This window comes from Bacteroides sp. D2 (assembly GCF_025147085.1).
GTDB lineage: Bacteria > Bacteroidota > Bacteroidia > Bacteroidales > Bacteroidaceae > Bacteroides.
Genome location: NZ_CP102261.1, coordinates 2,922,547 through 2,943,008, shown reverse-complemented (window position 1 = coordinate 2,943,008; position 20,462 = coordinate 2,922,547). Strand labels below are relative to the sequence as shown.

Sequence of the window (20,462 nt, the reverse complement as noted above, 5' to 3'; positions counted from 1 at the left end):
AAGATACAAATATTTTGGGAATTCAAAACAATTCTGATATTTTTTTTGCAAAAATGTCCAAATAAGCTTTCTAAACAAAAGTATCTCCACTAAAAAACACAAAAATTGAGGGATAACTTTCTTGTATCCAATAAATCAGCGTATATTTGTCAAAAATATCACGTTTATAATCAGAAACAAAGGGTTGCCTTTTTTTGTTATAAACAAATAGAGAACATGAATTATTAATCTCAATTACAGGAATGAACGATACTAAAGTATTAATTGAAAAAATAAAAGAAGGAATTCAAGAGAAAAAAGGTAAAAAGATAATCGTTGCCGATTTAACCAGCATAGAAGATACCATCTGTAAATATTTCGTTATCTGTCAGGGAAATTCTCCCAGTCAAGTGAGTGCCATTGTAGATTCAATCAAGGAATTTACACGCAAAGGTGCGGATAGCAAACCTTATGCAATCGATGGACTCCGGAATGCTGAATGGGTGGCAATGGACTATGCCGATGTACTGGTACACGTCTTTTTACCGGAGACAAGAGATTTTTATAATCTTGAACACCTTTGGGCAGATGCCAAACTTACTCAAATCCCCGATCTAGACTAATTAATGATTATGGACAATAATAATAGCAATAATAACAATAGCAATAAACCTAACAATAAGGTTAATATGCCTAAGTTCAACCTGAACTGGATGTATATGATTATTGCCCTTATGCTTCTCGGCCTCTGGTGGGGCAGTGATTCAAAGGGAGCTGGAAGCAAAGCTGTAACTTACAGTGAGTTTCAGGACTACGTAAAAAAGGGCTATGTAAGCAAAGTATTGGGTTATGAAGATAAGTCAATAGAAGCTTTTCTTAAACCGACTGCTGTAGGGGCTGTTTTTGGAGCGGACTCTACCAAAGTGGGACGTAACCCTATCATTACAAGTAGAACGCCATCTACCGATAAATTGGAAGAGTTTTTGCAGGCAGAAAAGGAAGCCGGTCATTTTGACGGTTCTTCCGACTATCCGCCCAAATCGGATATTTTTCCCGCAATCCTGATTCAGATACTCCCGCTTGTCTTGCTTGTAGCGTTATGGATCTTCTTCATGCGCCGTATGAGCGGAGGTGGCAGTGGTGGCCCCGGCGGTGTATTTAACGTAGGAAAATCAAAAGCTCAGCTTTTTGAAAAAGGTGGAGCCATCAAGATTACATTTAAGGATGTAGCGGGTTTGGCAGAAGCGAAACAAGAGGTAGAGGAAATTGTAGAGTTCTTGAAGGAACCGCAGAAATATACGGATTTGGGAGGTAAAATACCCAAAGGAGCATTGCTGGTAGGCCCTCCGGGAACCGGTAAAACTTTGCTTGCCAAAGCTGTGGCGGGTGAAGCTAATGTTCCTTTCTTCTCACTGGCAGGTTCTGATTTCGTGGAAATGTTTGTGGGTGTAGGTGCATCCCGTGTTCGCGACTTGTTTAAACAGGCCAAAGAGAAAGCTCCTTGTATCGTCTTTATTGATGAGATTGATGCCGTAGGACGTGCTCGTGGCAAAAATCCTGCAATGGGAGGAAATGACGAACGCGAAAACACCTTGAACCAGTTATTGACAGAGATGGACGGTTTCGGTTCCAACAGCGGTGTAATTATCCTTGCTGCTACTAACCGTGTAGACGTACTTGATAAAGCATTGCTCCGTGCAGGACGTTTTGACCGTCAGATACATGTGGATCTGCCCGACTTGAATGAACGTAAAGAAGTATTTGGTGTGCATTTGCGCCCGATCAAAATAGACGATAGTGTTGATGTAGACTTGCTGGCTCGCCAAACTCCGGGATTCTCGGGTGCGGATATCGCCAATGTCTGCAATGAAGCTGCACTGATCGCTGCCCGCCACGGAAAGAAATTTGTAGGCAAGCAAGACTTTCTGGATGCGGTAGACCGCATCATCGGTGGTCTGGAAAAGAAAACCAAGATTACTACGGAAGCTGAAAGACGTTCCATCGCTTTGCATGAAGCAGGACACGCCTCTATCTCCTGGTTATTGGAATATGCCAATCCGTTGATTAAGGTAACTATCGTTCCCCGCGGACGTGCATTAGGAGCTGCCTGGTATCTGCCGGAAGAACGTCAGATTACTACTAAGGAGCAGATGTTGGATGAAATGTGTGCTACTTTAGGAGGACGCGCCGCTGAAGATTTATTCCTCGGCCGCATTTCAACTGGTGCCATGAACGACTTGGAAAGAGTGACTAAACAGGCATACGGTATGATTGCTTATTTAGGTATGAGCGACAAGCTGCCGAATTTATGTTATTACAACAACGATGAATATTCTTTCAACCGTCCATACAGCGAAAAGACAGCCGAACTAATTGACGAAGAAGTCAAGAGAATGGTGAACGAGCAGTATGACCGCGCCAAGAGAATTCTGTCAGAGCACAAAGAAGGTCACAACGAACTGACGCAATTACTGATTGACAAAGAGGTAATCTTTGCGGAAGACGTTGAACGTATCTTCGGCAAACGCCCCTGGGCTTCGCGTTCGGAAGAAATCATGGCTGCTAAAGAAAGCCAGGATGCCGCAAGAGCTGAAAGGAAACTTGCCCAAAAGTTGAAAGAAGAAGAAAAAGAGATCAAAGAAGAGGAAGCTGAAAATACTGCAGAGGAACAAGCACCCATCGACACCAAAGTTGCCGCAGCAGGTAACAAGGTTACAGTGGAAGGCAAAGTTACCGTAGAGGGTAAGTCCAATGGAGAAGAACAAGCTAACGGGTCCAACTAATTAAAACGAATAGATTTTGATTAACAATTTCATAAAACGAGCTATTACGGGTGTACTCTTCGTTGCCATCTTGGTAGGGTGCATCCTTTATGACGCATTCAGTTTTGGCATTCTGTTCACCGCTATCAGTGCACTGACTATTTATGAGTTTGCACAGCTGGTAAATATGCGCGCAGAAGGAGTCAAGATAAACAAGACCATTAATATGCTCGGCGGGGCTTATTTATTCCTCGCAATCATGGGATTCTGCATTGATGCAGCCGATTCGAAAATATTCATCCCGTATGTGCTTTTATTACTTTACATGATGATTAGCGAGTTGTATCTGAAAAAGGAGAACCCGGTACTTAACTGGGCTTATTCGATGCTTAGCCAACTTTATATCGGTCTGCCTTTTGCTTTGCTGAATGTATTGGCTTTCCATAATGATCCGGCATCGGAATTCAGTAGCATAAGCTATAATCCGATTCTACCGTTATCCATCTTTATTTTCCTTTGGCTGAATGATACGGGTGCTTATTGCATCGGTTCACTGATAGGCAAACACCGACTCTTTGAACGCATCTCTCCCAAGAAATCATGGGAAGGTTCTATCGGCGGCGGAGTTGTAGCAATCGGAGTGTCTTTTATACTTGCTCACTACTTCCCATTTATGTCAATGATGGAATGGGCAGGACTGGCATTGGTAGTGGTTATATTCGGTACATGGGGCGACCTGACGGAGTCATTGCTAAAACGCCAATTGCACGTAAAGGATTCGGGAAATATTCTTCCGGGACATGGAGGGATGCTCGATCGGTTTGACAGTTCTTTGATGGCCATACCGGCAGCAGTCGTTTACCTATATGCATTAACGTGGTTCTAACAGGAGTTTTTCTCATCGATTAGAATTGCACACAATAAAAAGGTCGGGAACTTCGATAGAAGTATCCCGACCTTTTTCACACACAGTAAATCATAGTTAGGTTATCGGATCGAAGAAGTGGAGTGTACATCCTTCGCAGCTTCCGGCACACCTACCGGATGATCCAGATCAAGAACGATCACTCTTCCTTCTCCATGTTCTCTTGAATTTATAGTCACTTTAAAACCTTTCATTGTTGATTCGGCATCTTTTTCCGTTGGGAAGAACTTTTCCAGATTATAAGAAACTCGTCCCCATCCCCAATAGTCAGTCACATCCTCATACGTATTATAACGCAGTTCCAAATGTACGTAACCATCTTCAGCTACATTCAATGTTCCCGGTTCTGATGGTTCTCCCGTTTCTATCTTATTTTGCACAAGGCTGATACGATGTTTCTCCGAGCGAGGCAGCTCCTGACGGAAAATAACATTCAGGAATTTTCCTCCCAACCACATGTCACCCTGATAAATCAGGATAGGATCATTGCCGAATTCCACCGCTTCTTCCTCTGTGGTCATATCTTCCACTTCCTTTGTCAACAATTCCTGTACTCCTTCCATCTTTACCTGAACTCCTTTTCCTCCTTCCATGTCATACAAAGGATTGAAAAAGGCCACTACACGTTCACCGTCCACCGGTTTAAACCAAGGTATGGAAGTAGCAACCGGATCAATCAATCCCCAACGATCACCTTCCAAATAATAACCTCCTCCACCGGTTGCCCGAACGGTCGCCCAGTCCCAACTGAAATCTCCGATAGAATAACCATCATCATCACATGATTGCAACATTGGCACTAATGCCAATAACAACATTCCTAAAAGCCACTTAAATTTTTTCATATCTTTTTCCTTTCTTTTTTTAGTCTTCTGCTTAATAAATAAAAAAGCCGTGCAATTACTGCATCGGCTTTACGTTTATTCAGAAAAAGAAAGTTATTTTTTCAACAAGCGCAGCATTTCACGAGCTGCATGACGGGGAGCACCGGCAGGCCCCAACCGTTCGGCCACATATTCATATCCCAAAAGCATTTCATTTCTATATGCTTCATTTTCAATGATATTTTTCAATTCACTTTGCATATTCTTCACGGTCATCGTATCCGCCACCAACTCTTTTACCACTTCACGGTCGGCAATCAGATTAACTAACGAAATAAATTTCACGGTCAAGATATGACGCCGCAAGAAGGAAACCACTTTCCCTATCGGAGTGTAATAACAAACGACTTGGGGAACACGAAACAATGCCGTCTCAAGAGTAGCCGTGCCTGAAGTGACCAAAGCCACATCTGCGTGCTGCAACAAACGATAGGTTTGATCGAAAATGATTTTCACTTTCGCTTCTCCTACATATTTTTTATAATAGTCGGGAGCAATGGCAGGAGCACCCGCCAGAACAAGCTGATAATCGGGAAAAGCAGAAGCAGCCTTCAACATATCCGGCAGATTATCTTTGATTTCCTGTTTCCGGCTACCTGCAAGAAGAGCTATTACCGGTTTATCTTCCAGTTGATTCTCCGCAATAAACTGATCCTTATTTTTCGGATGAGCTTCCTGATAAGCCGCCACCTCATCCACGGTAGGATTACCAACATAGTGGATGGGGTATTGATGCTTTCCTTCGAAGAACTCTACTTCAAAAGGAAGAATGGAGAAAAGTTCGTCTACATTTCGTTTTATATTCTTGATACGATACTCTTTCCACGCCCATATCTTCGGAGAAATATAATAATAAACCGGAATCTGTGTCTTTGCATGAACAAACTTGGCTATATCCAGATTGAATCCCGGATAGTCCACGAGAATAACAACATCCGGTTGCCAGGAAACAATGTCTTCTTTACAACGCTTCATATTTGCAAAGATAGTGCGCAGATGGAGCAACACGGGAATAAAACCCATGTATGCCAGTTCTTTATAATGTTTCACCATCGTTCCTCCGACGGCAGCCATCAAATCACCTCCGAAAAACCGGAAATCAGCCTGCGGATCTTTTGCCTTTAAGGCAGCCATCAGATGAGAAGCGTGCAAGTCGCCGGAAGCTTCGCCGACAATCAGATAATACTTCATAATAGTTGATAGTTGATAGTTGATAAATGATAGGTAATATCAACTAATTAAACCAGTTGTTAAGTTCATCCATAAAGTGATAAGCTGTCACATCAACCGTGGTCGGAGTGATAGCAACATAGCCATTTGCCAAAGCCCAATGATCGTTCTTCTCATTTTCATGTTCGTGATCGGTAAATTCACCGGTCAACCAGAAATAATTCGGATCGTTCAGACGGGGACAGGCAGCCCATTCGTTCGTCCAACGGCCTTTTGCCTGTTCACAGATTTTGATTCCTTTGATATCGGTTGTATCCGGGAAATTTACGTTCAGGCAGGTTAAAGGAGGAAGTCCTTTTTCCAGTACCATGGTGGCAATACTGCGAATATAAGGTCTGGCAGCTTCAAAATCGGCATCGGGTGCATGATTGCACAAAGAGAAGCCAATAGAAGGGATTCCATTCAAACAACCTTCGAATACCACTCCCATTGTGCCAGAATAGTGTACGTTAGTGGCGGAGTTATCTCCATGATTGATACCACCGACTACCAAGTCCGGTGTCCGGTCGAGCACTGTGTTCCGTGCCAATTTGATGCAATCGGTCGGTGTTCCCGAACATTTATAAACAGTTAAACCTACTTCTTTCTTTACTAACTGATAATGAACAGGTTGCGTCACCGTCAGCGCACAACCACTGCCCGAGCGCGGAGCATCAGGTGCCATTACCACAATATCTCCCAAAGGGCGAAGAAACTTCACCAGTTCATTAATCCCTTTAGCCATCACGCCATCGTCATTAGAAACAAGTATCAACGGCTTTTCATTTTCCATATCTTCAATCCTTTCCTTTTTTATATTCGCACAAAAGTAACAAAAAGAAGCCGTACCGCCAAACACCTCCCTACATCAGATCGAAAAGTCTCTTTCCACCCCACTCCTACCCGTTTACAAATCTTAATCTTCTGCAAGCGAGCAAAAAAAGAAATAGATATCCAATATAAATATGTATATTTGCAAGCTCGTTAAAGAGAAAAGAAGATGATGAACCTGTTGAAGTTTTATAACCGTTTCGTCCGACAGTTATTAACAAAACAGGCGACTTATCAACAGAAATTGCAAAGTTTCTCTTTTTTCGTAGGCGCTCTAAGGATTTATCACTTATTTCGCTGCCAATAAATTTAGAGAATATGGGAAAAATTATTGCTTTGGCCAATCAAAAGGGTGGTGTAGGAAAAACAACGACTACGATTAACCTCGCAGCTTCACTTGCTACACTGGAAAAAAAGGTTCTCGTGGTAGATGCCGACCCGCAAGCTAATGCCTCTTCCGGTCTGGGAGTAGACATCAAGCAGTCGGAATGCACTATCTATGAGTGTATTATTGACAGAGCCAACGTACAGGACGCTATCCTTGACACGGAGATTGATTCTTTGAAAGTGATCTCTTCGCACATCAATCTTGTAGGGGCAGAGATTGAAATGCTGAACCTCCCAAACCGAGAAAAGATACTAAAAGAAGTGCTCACTCCTTTGAAGAAAGAATATGACTATATTCTGATAGACTGTTCTCCTTCATTAGGACTAATCACGATCAACGCCCTAACGGCAGCGGATTCGGTGATTATTCCCGTTCAAGCCGAATATTTCGCTCTTGAAGGTATCAGCAAACTGTTGAATACCATCAAAATCATCAAGTCGAAACTGAATCCGGCTTTAGAGATCGAAGGTTTCCTGCTGACGATGTATGATTCTCGTCTGCGTCAGGCTAATCAGATCTATGACGAAGTGAAACGGCATTTCCAGGAACTGGTGTTCAATACCGTTGTTCAACGAAATGTGAAATTGAGCGAGGCTCCCAGCTACGGTGTTCCGACCATCCTTTACGATGCGGAATCTACCGGTGCCAAGAACCACTTGGCTCTTGCTAAAGAGATTATCAACCGAAATAAATAAAAGAAGAAGATATGGCAACACAAAAAAGAAATGCATTAGGACGCGGTTTAGACGCCTTGCTCTCAATGGATGATGTGAAAACCGAAGGGTCTTCTTCCATTAATGAAATAGAGCTGGCAAAGATTACTGTCAATCCTAACCAGCCCCGCCGTGAGTTTGACGAAACAGCATTGCAGGAACTGGCTGATTCCATTGCGGAAATCGGTATCATCCAACCTATTACTTTACGCAAACTCTCGGACGATGAATATCAGATCATCGCGGGAGAACGTCGTTATCGCGCTTCACAAAGAGCAGGCTTGAAAACAATCCCTGCTTATATACGCACTGCCGACGACGAAAACATGATGGAAATGGCGCTGATTGAAAATATCCAGCGTGAAGACCTGAATGCCGTAGAAATCGCACTTGCCTACCAGCATCTGCTCGATCAGTATGAATTGACACAGGAACGTCTTAGCGAACGTATCGGAAAAAAAAGAACGACGATCGCCAACTACCTGCGCTTACTAAAATTGCCGGCTCCAATACAGATGGCCCTGCAAAACAAGCAGCTGGACATGGGACATGCCCGTGCGCTGATTTCATTAGGCGACCCTAAACTACAAGTTAAAATATTCGAAGAAATACAAGAGCACGGATATTCAGTCCGCAAAGTAGAAGAAATTGTTAAATCATTAAGCGAAGGAGAAGCGGTGAAAAGCGGCACACGGAAAATAACACCGAAACGTGCCAAACTTCCCGAAGAGTTCAACTTATTGAAGCAACAACTCTCTGGCTTTTTCAACACCAAGGTACAACTCACTTGCTCTGAAAAGGGAAAGGGAAAGATCAGTATTCCTTTCGGTAACGAGGAGGAACTGGAACGTATCATGGAAATCTTCGATACGCTAAAGAAGTAAATGACAAGAAAAAGTAAGAAATATCAGTTACTAGTCAGCGCCCTGCTTCTCTGTTTTTTACAGGTGGCAGGGATTGATGTGTATGCACAGTCCACTGTTACTCCGGTACGGAAAGATACAACAATCATACAGCGTGAAGCGCCGAAAGCCCGTGCACGAAGACATCGTGAGCCGATTGCACAGGATTCTACAAGACAGGATTCTATCCGGATTATACCCTCCAAAGAACTTCCGGCCATCGACAGTTTGTCGGCTGCCAAGATACAGATAGCAGACAGCCTGGACGCAGCCAACAAAAAAGAGCTGAAAAAGATAGAGCAGCCGGCATCGATTGTTGTAAAGACCGACAGTGTACCGCCAACGACTCAAGATATTAACAAGAAGATATTTATCCCGAATCCGACCAAAGCTACCTGGCTGGCAGTCGTATTCCCCGGTGGAGGACAGATTTACAATCGTAAATACTGGAAACTACCTATTATATATGGAGGGTTTGCAGGTTGTGCCTACGCTTTAAGCTGGAACGGCAAGATGTACAAAGACTATTCGCAAGCCTATCTGGACATCATGGACAGCAATCCGAACACCAAAAGTTACGAGGATTTGTTACCCCCGAACTCCACTTATAATGAGGAGCAGCTGAAAAACACCTTAAAAAGAAGAAAAGATATGTTCCGTCGTTATCGGGACCTTAGTATATTTGCATTTATCGGAGTTTACCTGATCTCTATCATCGACGCTTATGTAGATGCGGAGTTGTCCAACTTCGATATAACCCCCGACTTGAGTATGAAAGTAGAGCCGGCCGTTATTGATAATAACAACCAGTTCCGCTCCAACAGTTTTAAAAACAAGTCGGTTGGTCTGCAATGCGTATTACGATTTTAAAAAACACAATTTAGATTGATCTTATTATTGAAGCATGAAGAAATTAGTTAACTATTGTTCGATTATTTTTCTTTTACTAGTGGCCACGTCGCAGGTAAAAGCGCAAAGTGTAGATGTAGTGATTCGTGAAAATGGAACTGAACGCAAAGAAAGCATCGACCTGCCTAAAAGTATGACTTATCCACTTGACAGTCTGTTGAATGACTGGAAAGCTAAAAATTATATTGATTTAGGCAAGGATTGCAGTACGGCTGAAATCAATCCTTTATTCAGTGACTCTGTCTATATCGACCGCTTGTCACGCATCCCGGCCATCATGGAAATGCCTTATAATGATATTATCCGCAAATTCATCGATATGTATGCAGGACGCTTGCGCAATCAGGTTTCTTTCATGCTAAGTGCCTGCAACTTCTATATGCCGATCTTTGAAGAAGCACTGGATGCATACGGACTTCCACTGGAACTAAGATATCTGCCGATTATCGAATCTGCGTTGAACCCATCAGCCGTATCACGTGCAGGTGCTTCCGGTCTGTGGCAATTTATGATTGGTACAGGTAAGATCTATGGTTTGGAATCAAACAGCCTGGTAGATGAACGCCGTGACCCGATTAAAGCAACTTGGGCTGCCGCTCGTTATCTCAAAGAAATGTATGATATCTATGGAGACTGGAACCTGGTAATTGCTGCTTATAACTGTGGCCCCGGTACAATCAATAAGGCAATCCGCCGTGCCAATGGTGAAACTGATTATTGGAAAATCTACAATTATCTGCCTAAAGAAACACGTGGCTATGTGCCTGCCTTTATCGCCGCCAACTACGTGATGACTTACTACTGCGACCACAATATCTGCCCGATGGAAACCAATATTCCGGCAAGTACTGACACAGTGCAAGTAAACCAAAATCTGCACTTCGAACAAATCGCTGACCTTTGTAATGTACCTCTAGATCAGATCAAGAGTCTGAATCCGCAATATAAGAAGCAAATGATTCCGGGTGACAGCAAACCTTATACGTTAAGACTGCCTATTGACGCGATCAGTACTTTTATCGATAAGCAAGATACGATTTATGCGCATCGTGCCGATGAGTTGTTCCGCAACCGGAAAACCGTTGCTGTAAAGGATATTACACCTGCAACCCGCAAAACGACATCAGCAGTTGCCGGTAAGGGAAATCTGACCTATCATACAATAAAAAGTGGAGACACTTTATCCACTATTGCCGGAAAGTATGGCGTCACAATTAAGGATATACAAAGGTGGAATGGAATGTCTAGTACTAAAATTGCAGCAGGAAAACGATTGAAAATATACAAATAAATAACTTCCTGCTTGCATCGTTCGGAAATTTGCTTATTTTTGCAGAACTAAGCAAGTGAAAGGATAACAATTATGGATAATCTGGCCCCCAAAGAAATAGCTGACGAAGAGATGATTAATCAGGCGTTCCACGAACTACTGAATGATTATCTCAATACTAAGCATCGCAAAAAAGTTGAAATCATTACGAAGGCTTTCAACTTTGCCAATCAGGCGCATAAAGGTATCAAACGCCGTTCGGGCGAACCTTATATTATGCACCCGATTGCCGTTGCCAGCATTGTATGCAATGAAATAGGTCTCGGTTCCACTTCTATTTGTGCAGCCTTGCTGCATGATGTGGTAGAGGACACTGATTACACAGTGGAAGACATCGAGAATATCTTTGGTCCGAAGATTGCCCAAATTGTGGACGGACTGACTAAAATATCCGGCGGAATCTTCGGCGATCGCGCTTCGGCACAGGCAGAGAACTTCAAGAAGTTGCTGCTCACCATGTCGAACGACATCCGGGTCATTCTTATCAAGATAGCAGACCGTTTGCACAACATGCGTACCCTTGGTTCCATGTTACCCAACAAGCAATATAAGATTGCAGGCGAAACGCTTTACATCTATGCTCCACTTGCCAACCGTTTGGGGCTCTATAAGATAAAAACGGAGCTTGAGAATCTAAGCTTCAAATATGAACATCCCGAAGAATATGCGGAAATAGAAGAGAAGTTGAATGCCACTGCTGCTGAACGTGACAAGGTTTTCAACGACTTCACAGCCCCGATTCGTACCCAACTGGATAAGATGGGATTGAAATACCGGATACTTGCCCGTGTAAAATCAATCTATTCCATCTGGAACAAGATGCAGACCAAGCATGTTCCTTTCGAAGAAATATACGATTTACTGGCTGTTCGAATCATCTTCGAACCACGCAATGAGGAAGAAGAACTCAACGACTGTTTCGATATCTACGTTTCTATCTCCAAGATATACAAACCCCACCCGGACCGTTTGCGCGACTGGGTTAGCCATCCTAAAGCTAATGGTTATCAGGCATTGCACGTCACTCTGATGGGCAACAATGGGCAATGGATTGAAGTTCAGATTCGTAGTGAACGAATGAATGATGTTGCCGAACAAGGTTTCGCAGCCCACTGGAAATACAAAGAAGGAGGAGGCAGCGAGGATGAAGGCGAATTGGAAAAATGGTTGAGAACGATTAAGGAGATATTAGATGATCCGCAACCGGATGCCATCGACTTTCTAGATACCATTAAGCTAAATTTATTTGCTTCTGAAATATTCGTGTTCACTCCTAAAGGCGAACTGAAGACTATGCCGCAGAACTCTACGGCTCTCGACTTCGCATTTTCTCTTCACACGGATATTGGTAGCCATTGTATTGGCGCCAAAGTCAATCATAAATTAGTGCCATTGAGCCATAAATTGCAAAGTGGTGACCAAGTTGAAATCCTGACTTCAAAATCTCAACGCGTACAACCGCAATGGGAAGTTTTTGCAACCACTGCCCGTGCCCGCGCCAAGATAGCAGCCATTCTCCGCAAAGAGCGTAAAGCAAATCAGAAGATAGGAGAAGAAATCCTTAGTGAGTTTCTGAAAAAGGAGGAAGTCCGTCCGGAAGAAGCTGTTATCGAGAAGCTACGCAAACTGCATAATGCCAAGAATGAGGAAGAACTGCTGGCTGCCATTGGTAGTAAAGCAATCGTTCTGGGAGAAGCGGACAAGAATGAACTGAAAGAAAAGCAAACCAGTAACTGGAAGAAATATCTGACTTTCTCTTTCGGCAATAGCAAAGAGAAGCAGGAAGAGAAAGAACCGCAGGAAAAAGAAAAAATCAACCCGAAAGAGGTGCTCAAACTGACGGAAGAAAGTTTGCAGAAGAAATATATCATGGCCGAATGTTGCCATCCTATTCCCGGTGACGATGTACTGGGGTATGTGGATGAAAACGACCGGATCATTATTCACAAGCGCCAATGCCCTGTTGCCGCCAAATTGAAGAGCAGCTATGGCAACCGCATATTAGCAACCGAATGGGATACACATAAAGAACTTTCTTTCCTGGTATATATATATATAAAAGGTATAGACAATATGGGACTTTTGAATGAAGTCACCCAGGTTATCTCCAGACAGCTCAATGTTAATATCCGTAAGCTAACCATCGAAACCGAAGATGGTATCTTTGAAGGAAAAATTCAATTGTGGGTACATGATGTGGATGATGTAAAAACCATCTGCAACAATCTGAAGAAAATACAGAATATCAAACAGGTGAGCCGTGTAGAAGAATAGCTTTCAAACGGTAAATAAGAAAACGATGAACGGTGAATAAGTTGCAGTATCATGCAAATTGTTCACCGTTCATTTTGTTATGAGGTTTCTTGCCTATCGAATCCATGATCGATTAGCATTTATTTATTCCCGCCCATCCAGTTCGCGTTTAATGGCCAAAAGCTCTTCTTTGATCGCTTTCAGCTTATTAACGATCTCATAATTACGAACTGTAGCTTCTTTATTATCCTTCAAACGTTGCCGGGCACCGGGAAGTGTCATCCCTTTCTCTTTGACCAAATGATAGATAAGTCCGATTGTTTCTACGTCTTCCTTACGATACTGACGTATTCCTCTACCTGCTGTCTTAGGCGAGATTTGTGGAAATTCCTTTTCCCAAAAGCGGAGTAACGACGGATTGACTCCGAACATGTCGGCAACCTCTCCTATTGAATAATATAGCTTCAATTCTTTATCTGTATTAAGCATAGCACTCCTGTTTAAAGATTTTAATCGAATACTTTACCATGATTGGCTGCCAGCTGAATCATCTTTTCATAATCTTCGGCACTCAAGTCCATGAAATAATAATTGACCGGATTCACGACCTGTCCTTTCACATGCACTTCGTAATGCAAATGCGGACCGGTACTCTTTCCTGTACTACCCACTTTTCCTATAATCTCACCACGTACTACTTTCTTTCCGACTTTCGTATTAAATCCTTGCAAGTGAGCATATCGCGTGAGATATCCGAAACCATGATCGATTTCGATGGTATTCCCATATCCGGTCTCCCATCCTACTTTTACTACAGTTCCATTTCCGGTAGCATATACATCTGTTCCCGGATGAGCAGAGAAGTCCATACCTGCATGGAACTTTGTCGTACCGTAAATAGGGTCAATACGTGTACCATAACCGGATGCTGTCTGACGAAGATCTTTATTCGAAATAGGCTGGATAGCCGGAATACACTTCAACATCTCATCGTGGTTCTTACATATATCAATCACATCGTCGAAAGATTTCGACTGAATATACAGTCTTTTGGAGAGCACGTCCAGTTTTTGAGTCGTATTCACTACCAATTTGGAATTCGCCAAATCCATCAGTTCTTCGTAACGGTTCGTCCCGCCATAACCGGCCTGGCGGATAGCCGGAGAAACAGGATCGGCCTGCAAAATCACCCGATACAAATTATCATCACGCTGCTGGATATCCTGAAGTACTCCCATAGCATCATCCAGGCGACGGGAAAGTACATTATACTGTGCCAAAAGACGGCTGTTTTCGATTCTTAATTCTTTCTCCGATGGAGAGCCAAAAATCAGAAGCAATACAATAAAACAACCTGCTCCCAGCCCCATTCCATAGAAAAGCCGGCGCAGGATACTAAGCGCACGCTGCCGTACGGTAGGGTAAATTCGATCATAAGTCTGGGTCTGTGAATTATAGATGTAGTATACTTTGCGCATCTTTTTGGAAATATTTCGCTTGTTAATACGGCAAAAGTAATAAAAACAAGCTATCTTTGCACAGTTTTTTGAGAATATTAACCTCAACGATAGATATATAGAAGAATATGTTGACTGCAAAAGAGATCAGAGATTCATTCAAGAATTTCTTTGAGTCGAAAGGACACCACATCGTCCCCTCGGCTCCGATGGTGATTAAAGATGACCCTACCCTGATGTTTACGAACGCGGGTATGAACCAGTTTAAAGATATTATTTTGGGTAACCACCCGGCGAAATACCAAAGAGTCGCGGACTCGCAGAAATGTTTGCGCGTTAGCGGAAAGCATAATGACTTGGAAGAAGTGGGACACGACACATACCACCACACCATGTTTGAAATGCTTGGTAACTGGTCGTTTGGCGATTACTTCAAGAAAGAAGCAATCAACTGGGCGTGGGAATATCTGGTAGAAGTCTTGAAACTGAATCCGGAATATCTCTATGCAACCGTATTTGAAGGAAGTCCCGAAGAAGGATTGAGCCGTGACGACGAAGCTGCTTCTTATTGGGAACAGTTCTTGCCAAAGGATCACATCATCAACGGTAACAAACACGATAACTTCTGGGAAATGGGGGATACAGGACCTTGCGGACCTTGTTCCGAAATCCATATTGACCTTCGTCCTGCTGAAGAACGTGCCAAGATCTCCGGTCGCGACCTCGTGAACCACGATCATCCGCAGGTAATTGAAATCTGGAATCTCGTATTCATGCAATACAACCGCAAAGCAGATGGCAGCCTTGAGCCGCTTCCTGCAAAGGTTATTGACACCGGTATGGGATTCGAACGTCTTTGTATGGCTTTACAAGGAAAAACATCCAACTACGATACAGACGTATTCCAGCCAATGCTGAAAGCTATTGCAGCTATGTCGGGTACAGAATACGGAAAAGATAAGCAGCAGGACATCGCCATGCGCGTAATTGCCGACCATATCCGTACTATTGCATTCTCTATCACAGACGGTCAGTTGCCTTCTAACGCGAAAGCTGGTTATGTGATCCGCCGTATCCTTCGCCGTGCTGTTCGTTACGGATATACTTTCCTTGGACAAAAACAGGCATTTATGTATAAGTTGCTTCCTGTATTGATTGATAACATGGGAGAAGCTTATCCTGAACTGGTTGCACAAAAAACACTGATTGAAAAAGTAATCAAGGAAGAAGAAGAATCATTCCTCCGCACACTGGAAACAGGTATCCGCTTACTGGATAAGACCATGGAAGATACCAAAGCCAGCGGAAAAACAGAAATCAGTGGTAAGGATGCTTTTACTTTATATGATACATTCGGTTTCCCACTCGACTTGACAGAACTGATTCTCCGTGAAAACGAAATGACTGTCAACATCGACGAGTTCAATGAAGAAATGCAGCAACAGAAACAGCGTGCACGTAATGCTGCCGCTATCGAGACTGGTGACTGGATTATACTGAAAGAAGGAACGACCGAATTCGTTGGTTACGATTACACTGAATACGAAGCTTCTATCCTTCGTTATCGTCAGATCAAACAAAAGAACCAAACATTGTATCAGATTGTACTTGACTATACTCCATTCTATGCAGAAAGTGGTGGTCAGGTCGGTGATACCGGTGTATTGGTAAGCGAATTCGAAACGATTGAAGTGATCGATACCAAGAAAGAAAATAATCTTCCAATACATATTACCAAAAAGTTGCCCGAACATCCGGAAGCTCCGATGATGGCTTGTGTAGACACTGACAAACGTGCTGCCTGCGCAGCCAATCACTCGGCGACTCACTTGTTGGATGCTGCTTTACGTGAAGTGCTGGGTGAACACATCGAACAGAAAGGTTCATTGGTTACACCGGATTCATTACGTTTTGACTTCTCTCACTTCCAGAAAGTGACCGATGAGGAAATCCGTAAAGTAGAGCATATCGTCAATGCAAGAGTTCGTGCCAATATTCCTTTGAAAGAATACCGCAACATTCCTATCGAAGAAGCTAAAGAGCTGGGAGCTATCGCTCTCTTTGGTGAAAAGTATGGTGACAAAGTACGTGTGATCCAATTCGGTTCTTCTATTGAATTCTGTGGAGGTACACACGTAGCTGCAACCGGGAATATCGGTATGGTGAAAATCATGTCGGAAAGTTCAGTTGCTGCCGGTGTTCGTCGTATTGAAGCTTACACCGGAGCGCGTGTAGAAGAATTGCTGGATACAGTGCAGGATACACTTAGTGATTTGAAAGCTCTTTTCAACAATGCTCCTGATTTGGGTATTGCAATCCGCAAATATCTGGATGAAAATGCAGGATTGAAGAAGCAGGTAGAAGACTTCATGAAAGAAAAAGAAGCAGCTCTGAAAGAAAGACTGTTGAAGAATATACAGGAAATTCACGGCATCAAAGTGGTTAAGTTCTGTGCTCCGCTACCGGCAGAAGTAGTGAAGAATATCGCTTTCCAACTTCGCGGTGAGATTACAGAAAACTTGTTCTTCGTTGCCGGAAGTATAGACAACGGAAAACCGATGCTGACAGTCATGCTTAGCGACAATCTGGTTGCGGGTGGTCTGAAAGCTGGCAATCTGGTGAAAGAAGCTGCCAAGTTGATTCAAGGTGGTGGCGGTGGCCAACCTCACTTCGCAACCGCAGGAGGTAAAAACACTGACGGACTACCGGCAGCTGTTGAAAAAGTACTGGAGCTAGCAGGAATCTAAAAGTAAATGAAAAGGAGTCTAATAAAAAGATAATAAGCTCGCTTTACATAAAGATTTAAAATTAGGCGCAGATTACGCGAATTACACGGATTTTTTATTCTTAAAACCGTGTAATCTGCGAAATCCGCGCCTAAATATTATACTAATCGCGGCACCGATGAGCACTGTCCAGCACCGAGGAATATCGACCGGATGTAGAAGTCTATTTGTCTCTCTTAAAAAATATTAAGCCTATAATTTAGGCTTGTCACAGTTTTTTTCTACCTTTGTGACCTGATTACTTATTTTTCTTATCCTTCAAATAAATAAAATAAGTAATCACTAATACCTAAAAAGCAATGAGAACACCTGCTTATCTATGCCTGCTGTTAACCTGCATGCTCATTTCTTGTACCCCTACGCAAGAAAAACACAAAATAGATTACACATCTTATGTAAATCCATTTATCGGAACCGACTTCACCGGAAATACCTATCCTGGTGCCCAAGCTCCTTTTGGCATGGTACAACTTAGTCCGGATAACGGACTTCCCGGATGGGATCGTATCTCCGGTTATTTCTATCCGGATAGTACAATTGCCGGCTTTAGCCACACGCATCTCTCCGGCACCGGAGCTGGAGATTTGTATGACATTTCTTTCATGCCTGTCATCCTTCCCTACAAGGAAGCGGAAGCTCCACTTGGCATCCACTCTAAATTCTCCCATAAAGATGAAAGTGCCCATGCCGGTTACTATCAAGTACGTCTGACTGATTACAACATCAACGTTGAACTGACCGCCACCGAGCGTTGTGGTATCCAACGTTATACATTCCCGGAAGCCCAATCTGCCATCTTCTTAAACCTGAAGAAAGCCATGAACTGGGATTTCACCAACGATTCTCATATCGAAGTCGTAGACTCCGTCACTATTCAAGGTTACCGTTTCTCTGACGGCTGGGCGCGCGACCAGCATATCTATTTCCGCACCCGCTTCTCCAAACCTTTTGAGAAAATGGAGTTGGACACTACCGCTATCATCAAAGATAATAAACGCATCGGCACTGCGGTGATCGCCCGTTTCTATTTCAACACTCAAAAGGATGAACAGATACTAGTAAACACCGCTATTTCCGGTGTCAGTATGGAAGGCGCAGCGAAGAACCTGCAAGCAGAAGTCCCCGAAAACGACTTCGACAAATACCTGGCCGAAACGAAAGCAAACTGGAACCATCAACTCGGAAAGATTGAAATAAAAGGGGATAACGAGAATGATAAAGTTAATTTCTACACTGCTCTCTATCACTCAATGATTGCTCCTACTATTTACAGTGATGTAGACGGAGCTTACTACGGCCCCGATAAGAAAGTGCACCAGGCCGACGGTTGGGTAAATTACAGTACTTTCTCCTTATGGGATACGTACCGTGCCGCCCATCCCCTCTTTACCTACACCGAGCCGGAACGTGTTAACGACATGGTGAAATCTTTCATTGCTTTTTACGAGCAGAACGGACGTCTGCCTGTATGGAACTTCTATGGAAGTGAAACAGATATGATGATCGGTTATCATGCTGTCCCTGTCATTGTAGATGCCTATCTGAAAGGAATCGGTAACTTTGATGCTAAGAAAGCCCTCGATGCTTGCATAGCAACAGCCAATCTGGATAATTATCGCGGTATCGGACTCTACAAAGAACTAGGATACATACCTTACAATGTAACAGACCACTACAACGCAGAAAACTGGTCGTTATCCAAAACTCTGGAATATGCTTTCGATGATTACTGTATTGCCGAAACGGCAAAGAAGATGGGTAATCAAGACATCGCTGACGAATTTTACAAACGTTCTCAAAACTACAAGAATGTCTATAATCCCGCCACTTCTTTCATGCAGCCACGTGACGACAAAGGCGTCTTTATCAAGGATTTCAAAGCCGATGACTATACACCGCACATCTGCGAAAGCAACGGATGGCAATATTTCTGGTCTGTACAGCATGATATTGACGGGCTGATCGACCTTGTAGGAGGTAAAAACCGCTTTGCCGAAAAACTGGATAGCATGTTTACCTACCATCCGGCAGCAGATGATGAGCTACCCATTTTCAGTACAGGTATGATAGGGCAATATGCACATGGTAATGAACCAAGTCATCACGTTATTTATCTATTCAACGCCATAGGACAGGAAAATCGCACACAAGAATATGTAGCCAAAGTTATGAACGAGCTTTACAAGAATGAACCAGCCGGTCTCTGCGGCAACGAAGACTGCGGACAAATGTCAGCATGGTATGTATTCAGCGCTATGGGATTCTATCCCGTAAATCCTGTCAGCGGTAAATATGAAATAGGAACTCCGTTGTTCCCTGAAATGCAGCTGCATCTGGCTAATGGAAAGACCTTTACCGTACTCGCTCCCAAAGTCAATAAAGAGAATATATATATCCAATCTATTAAAGTTAATGGACAGTTGTATGACAAAACATATATCACCCATGAGCAAATAATGAGTGGAGCGACTGTCGAATTTGAAATGAGTAAGACCCCTAAAATATCCGGAGGCACTTTCAAAGAGAGAAATCCTTAAAATCCACCTAAACTAATCAGAGAGAATGAATGAGAACTTCGATGTAACCTACAAAAGTTTATTTCGCAGATACTACCCTAATCTGATCTTCTATGCAACCCGCCTGGTAGGAGAAGAAGAGGCTGAAGACGTGGTACAAGATGTATTTGTGGAATTGTGGAAACGGAAAGACAATATAGAGATAGGCGAACAAATTCAAGCCTTTCTCTATCGTGCAGTCTATACCCGCGCCCTAAATGTCTTAAAACACCGCAATGTGGAAGACGGCTACTGTGCCGCCATGGAAGAAATCAACCAAAGGCGTACCGAATTTTATCAACCGGACAATAATGAGGTAATCCGGAGGATTGAAGACAGGGAACTCCGCAAAGAAATCCACGATGCGATTAATGAACTTCCAGACAAATGCAAAGAAGTTTTCAAACTAAGCTATCTGCACGATATGAAAAACAAAGAGATAGCCGATATTCTCGGTGTTTCACTCCGTACCGTAGAAGCTCATATGTACAAGGCTTTAAAGTACTTACGAGGCCGCCTCAATCCTCTTTGGACGATTCTTTTCTTATTTTTATGGAGATAACGGTAAGTGTTTTTGTG

16 protein-coding genes are annotated in these 20,462 nt (G+C 43.1%); 11 read left to right on the top strand and 5 right to left on the bottom strand.

The features are described from left to right. Positions 1-242 precede the first annotated feature (242 nt). Genes rsfS through NQ505_RS10285 form a run of 3 tightly spaced genes read left to right on the top strand, consistent with a single transcriptional unit; the run spans position 243 to position 3,627 of the window. The gene (gene rsfS, locus NQ505_RS10295; RefSeq protein ID WP_004301405.1) at positions 243-602 is read left to right on the top strand and encodes a ribosome silencing factor; all 360 of its coding nucleotides are present in this window, start codon (positions 243-245) and stop codon (positions 600-602) included. Between the two features lie 9 nt (positions 603-611). Beyond that, positions 612-2,762, top strand: coding sequence for an ATP-dependent zinc metalloprotease FtsH (gene ftsH / locus NQ505_RS10290; protein WP_032853878.1), 2,151 nt, complete (start codon positions 612-614; stop codon positions 2,760-2,762). A gap of 16 nt (positions 2,763-2,778) precedes the next feature. Further along, complete coding sequence (locus NQ505_RS10285; protein ID WP_009000357.1) at positions 2,779-3,627, top strand: phosphatidate cytidylyltransferase; 849 nt, start codon at positions 2,779-2,781, stop codon at positions 3,625-3,627. 101 nt (positions 3,628-3,728) lie between these two features. Here NQ505_RS10285 and NQ505_RS10280 read toward each other — a convergent pair whose 3' ends face one another. From NQ505_RS10280 to surE, 3 genes are all read right to left on the bottom strand, one after another. Next, entirely contained in the window at positions 3,729-4,511 is a 783-nt protein-coding gene (locus tag NQ505_RS10280) for a NigD-like protein (RefSeq protein WP_009000356.1), read from the bottom strand. Positions 4,512-4,604: 93 nt separating this feature from the next. Then, positions 4,605-5,741 (bottom strand): lipid-A-disaccharide synthase, encoded by a 1,137-nt coding sequence (gene lpxB, locus NQ505_RS10275; RefSeq protein WP_009000355.1) that lies wholly within the window; start codon positions 5,739-5,741, stop codon positions 4,605-4,607. 43 nt (positions 5,742-5,784) lie between these two features. Further along, entirely contained in the window at positions 5,785-6,552 is a 768-nt protein-coding gene (gene surE / locus NQ505_RS10270; RefSeq protein ID WP_009000354.1) for a 5'/3'-nucleotidase SurE, read from the bottom strand. Positions 6,553-6,908: 356 nt separating this feature from the next. Between surE and NQ505_RS10265 the strand changes: the two genes are divergently transcribed. The 5 genes from NQ505_RS10265 to NQ505_RS10245 all read left to right on the top strand — a co-directional run bounded on the left by NQ505_RS10265 (position 6,909) and on the right by NQ505_RS10245 (position 13,106). Continuing rightward, the gene (locus tag NQ505_RS10265) at positions 6,909-7,673 is read left to right on the top strand and encodes a ParA family protein (protein WP_009000353.1); all 765 of its coding nucleotides are present in this window, start codon (positions 6,909-6,911) and stop codon (positions 7,671-7,673) included. An 11-nt stretch (positions 7,674-7,684) separates the two neighbouring features. Beyond that, positions 7,685-8,575: a ParB/RepB/Spo0J family partition protein gene (locus NQ505_RS10260; RefSeq protein WP_009000352.1), complete on the top strand. Its 891-nt coding sequence runs from the start codon at positions 7,685-7,687 to the stop codon at positions 8,573-8,575. Beyond that, a complete protein-coding gene (locus tag NQ505_RS10255) occupies positions 8,576-9,463 on the top strand; it encodes a DUF5683 domain-containing protein (protein WP_009000351.1) in 888 nt (295 codons plus the stop codon). Positions 9,464-9,497: 34 nt separating this feature from the next. Beyond that, on the top strand, positions 9,498-10,793 hold the full coding sequence (locus tag NQ505_RS10250; protein WP_009000350.1) for a lytic transglycosylase domain-containing protein: 1,296 nt from the start codon (positions 9,498-9,500) through the stop codon (positions 10,791-10,793). A 72-nt stretch (positions 10,794-10,865) separates the two neighbouring features. After that, positions 10,866-13,106: a RelA/SpoT family protein gene (locus tag NQ505_RS10245; protein WP_008776780.1), complete on the top strand. Its 2,241-nt coding sequence runs from the start codon at positions 10,866-10,868 to the stop codon at positions 13,104-13,106. Positions 13,107-13,229: 123 nt separating this feature from the next. On the opposite strand, the gene NQ505_RS10240 is transcribed toward NQ505_RS10245, so the two are convergent. Further along, the gene (locus NQ505_RS10240) at positions 13,230-13,574 is read right to left on the bottom strand and encodes a MerR family transcriptional regulator (RefSeq protein ID WP_004301384.1); all 345 of its coding nucleotides are present in this window, start codon (positions 13,572-13,574) and stop codon (positions 13,230-13,232) included. A 20-nt stretch (positions 13,575-13,594) separates the two neighbouring features. Next, on the bottom strand, positions 13,595-14,563 hold the full coding sequence (locus tag NQ505_RS10235) for a M23 family metallopeptidase (RefSeq protein ID WP_009000347.1): 969 nt from the start codon (positions 14,561-14,563) through the stop codon (positions 13,595-13,597). Positions 14,564-14,670: 107 nt separating this feature from the next. Here NQ505_RS10235 and alaS point away from each other — a divergent pair, with 107 nt between their 5' ends. From alaS to NQ505_RS10220, 3 genes are all read left to right on the top strand, one after another. Then, positions 14,671-17,289, top strand: a complete 2,619-nt coding sequence (alaS, locus tag NQ505_RS10230; protein ID WP_009000346.1) for an alanine--tRNA ligase — start codon at positions 14,671-14,673, stop codon at positions 17,287-17,289. Positions 17,290-17,627: 338 nt separating this feature from the next. Beyond that, the gene (locus NQ505_RS10225) at positions 17,628-19,865 is read left to right on the top strand and encodes a GH92 family glycosyl hydrolase (RefSeq protein WP_009000345.1); all 2,238 of its coding nucleotides are present in this window, start codon (positions 17,628-17,630) and stop codon (positions 19,863-19,865) included. Between the two features lie 25 nt (positions 19,866-19,890). Continuing rightward, positions 19,891-20,445 (top strand): RNA polymerase sigma-70 factor, encoded by a 555-nt coding sequence (locus NQ505_RS10220; protein ID WP_009000344.1) that lies wholly within the window; start codon positions 19,891-19,893, stop codon positions 20,443-20,445. Positions 20,446-20,462 lie beyond the last annotated feature (17 nt).

Excerpts from the sequence above, each read along its gene's own strand:
- NQ505_RS10240 (WP_004301384.1), bottom strand. The coding sequence starts at position 13,574 with ATGCTTAATACAGATAAAGAATTGAAGCTATATTATTCAATAGGAGAG.
- ftsH (WP_032853878.1), top strand. The coding sequence starts at position 612 with ATGGACAATAATAATAGCAATAATAACAATAGCAATAAACCTAACAAT.
- rsfS (WP_004301405.1), top strand. The coding sequence starts at position 243 with ATGAACGATACTAAAGTATTAATTGAAAAAATAAAAGAAGGAATTCAA.
- NQ505_RS10220 (WP_009000344.1), top strand. The coding sequence starts at position 19,891 with ATGAATGAGAACTTCGATGTAACCTACAAAAGTTTATTTCGCAGATAC.
- NQ505_RS10250 (WP_009000350.1), top strand. The coding sequence starts at position 9,498 with ATGAAGAAATTAGTTAACTATTGTTCGATTATTTTTCTTTTACTAGTG.
- NQ505_RS10265 (WP_009000353.1), top strand. The coding sequence starts at position 6,909 with ATGGGAAAAATTATTGCTTTGGCCAATCAAAAGGGTGGTGTAGGAAAA.
- NQ505_RS10235 (WP_009000347.1), bottom strand. The coding sequence starts at position 14,563 with ATGCGCAAAGTATACTACATCTATAATTCACAGACCCAGACTTATGAT.
- NQ505_RS10245 (WP_008776780.1), top strand. The coding sequence starts at position 10,866 with ATGGATAATCTGGCCCCCAAAGAAATAGCTGACGAAGAGATGATTAAT.
- lpxB (WP_009000355.1), bottom strand. The coding sequence starts at position 5,741 with ATGAAGTATTATCTGATTGTCGGCGAAGCTTCCGGCGACTTGCACGCT.
- NQ505_RS10255 (WP_009000351.1), top strand. The coding sequence starts at position 8,576 with ATGACAAGAAAAAGTAAGAAATATCAGTTACTAGTCAGCGCCCTGCTT.
- alaS (WP_009000346.1), top strand. The coding sequence starts at position 14,671 with ATGTTGACTGCAAAAGAGATCAGAGATTCATTCAAGAATTTCTTTGAG.
- NQ505_RS10225 (WP_009000345.1), top strand. The coding sequence starts at position 17,628 with ATGAGAACACCTGCTTATCTATGCCTGCTGTTAACCTGCATGCTCATT.
- NQ505_RS10260 (WP_009000352.1), top strand. The coding sequence starts at position 7,685 with ATGGCAACACAAAAAAGAAATGCATTAGGACGCGGTTTAGACGCCTTG.
- NQ505_RS10280 (WP_009000356.1), bottom strand. The coding sequence starts at position 4,511 with ATGAAAAAATTTAAGTGGCTTTTAGGAATGTTGTTATTGGCATTAGTG.
- surE (WP_009000354.1), bottom strand. The coding sequence starts at position 6,552 with ATGGAAAATGAAAAGCCGTTGATACTTGTTTCTAATGACGATGGCGTG.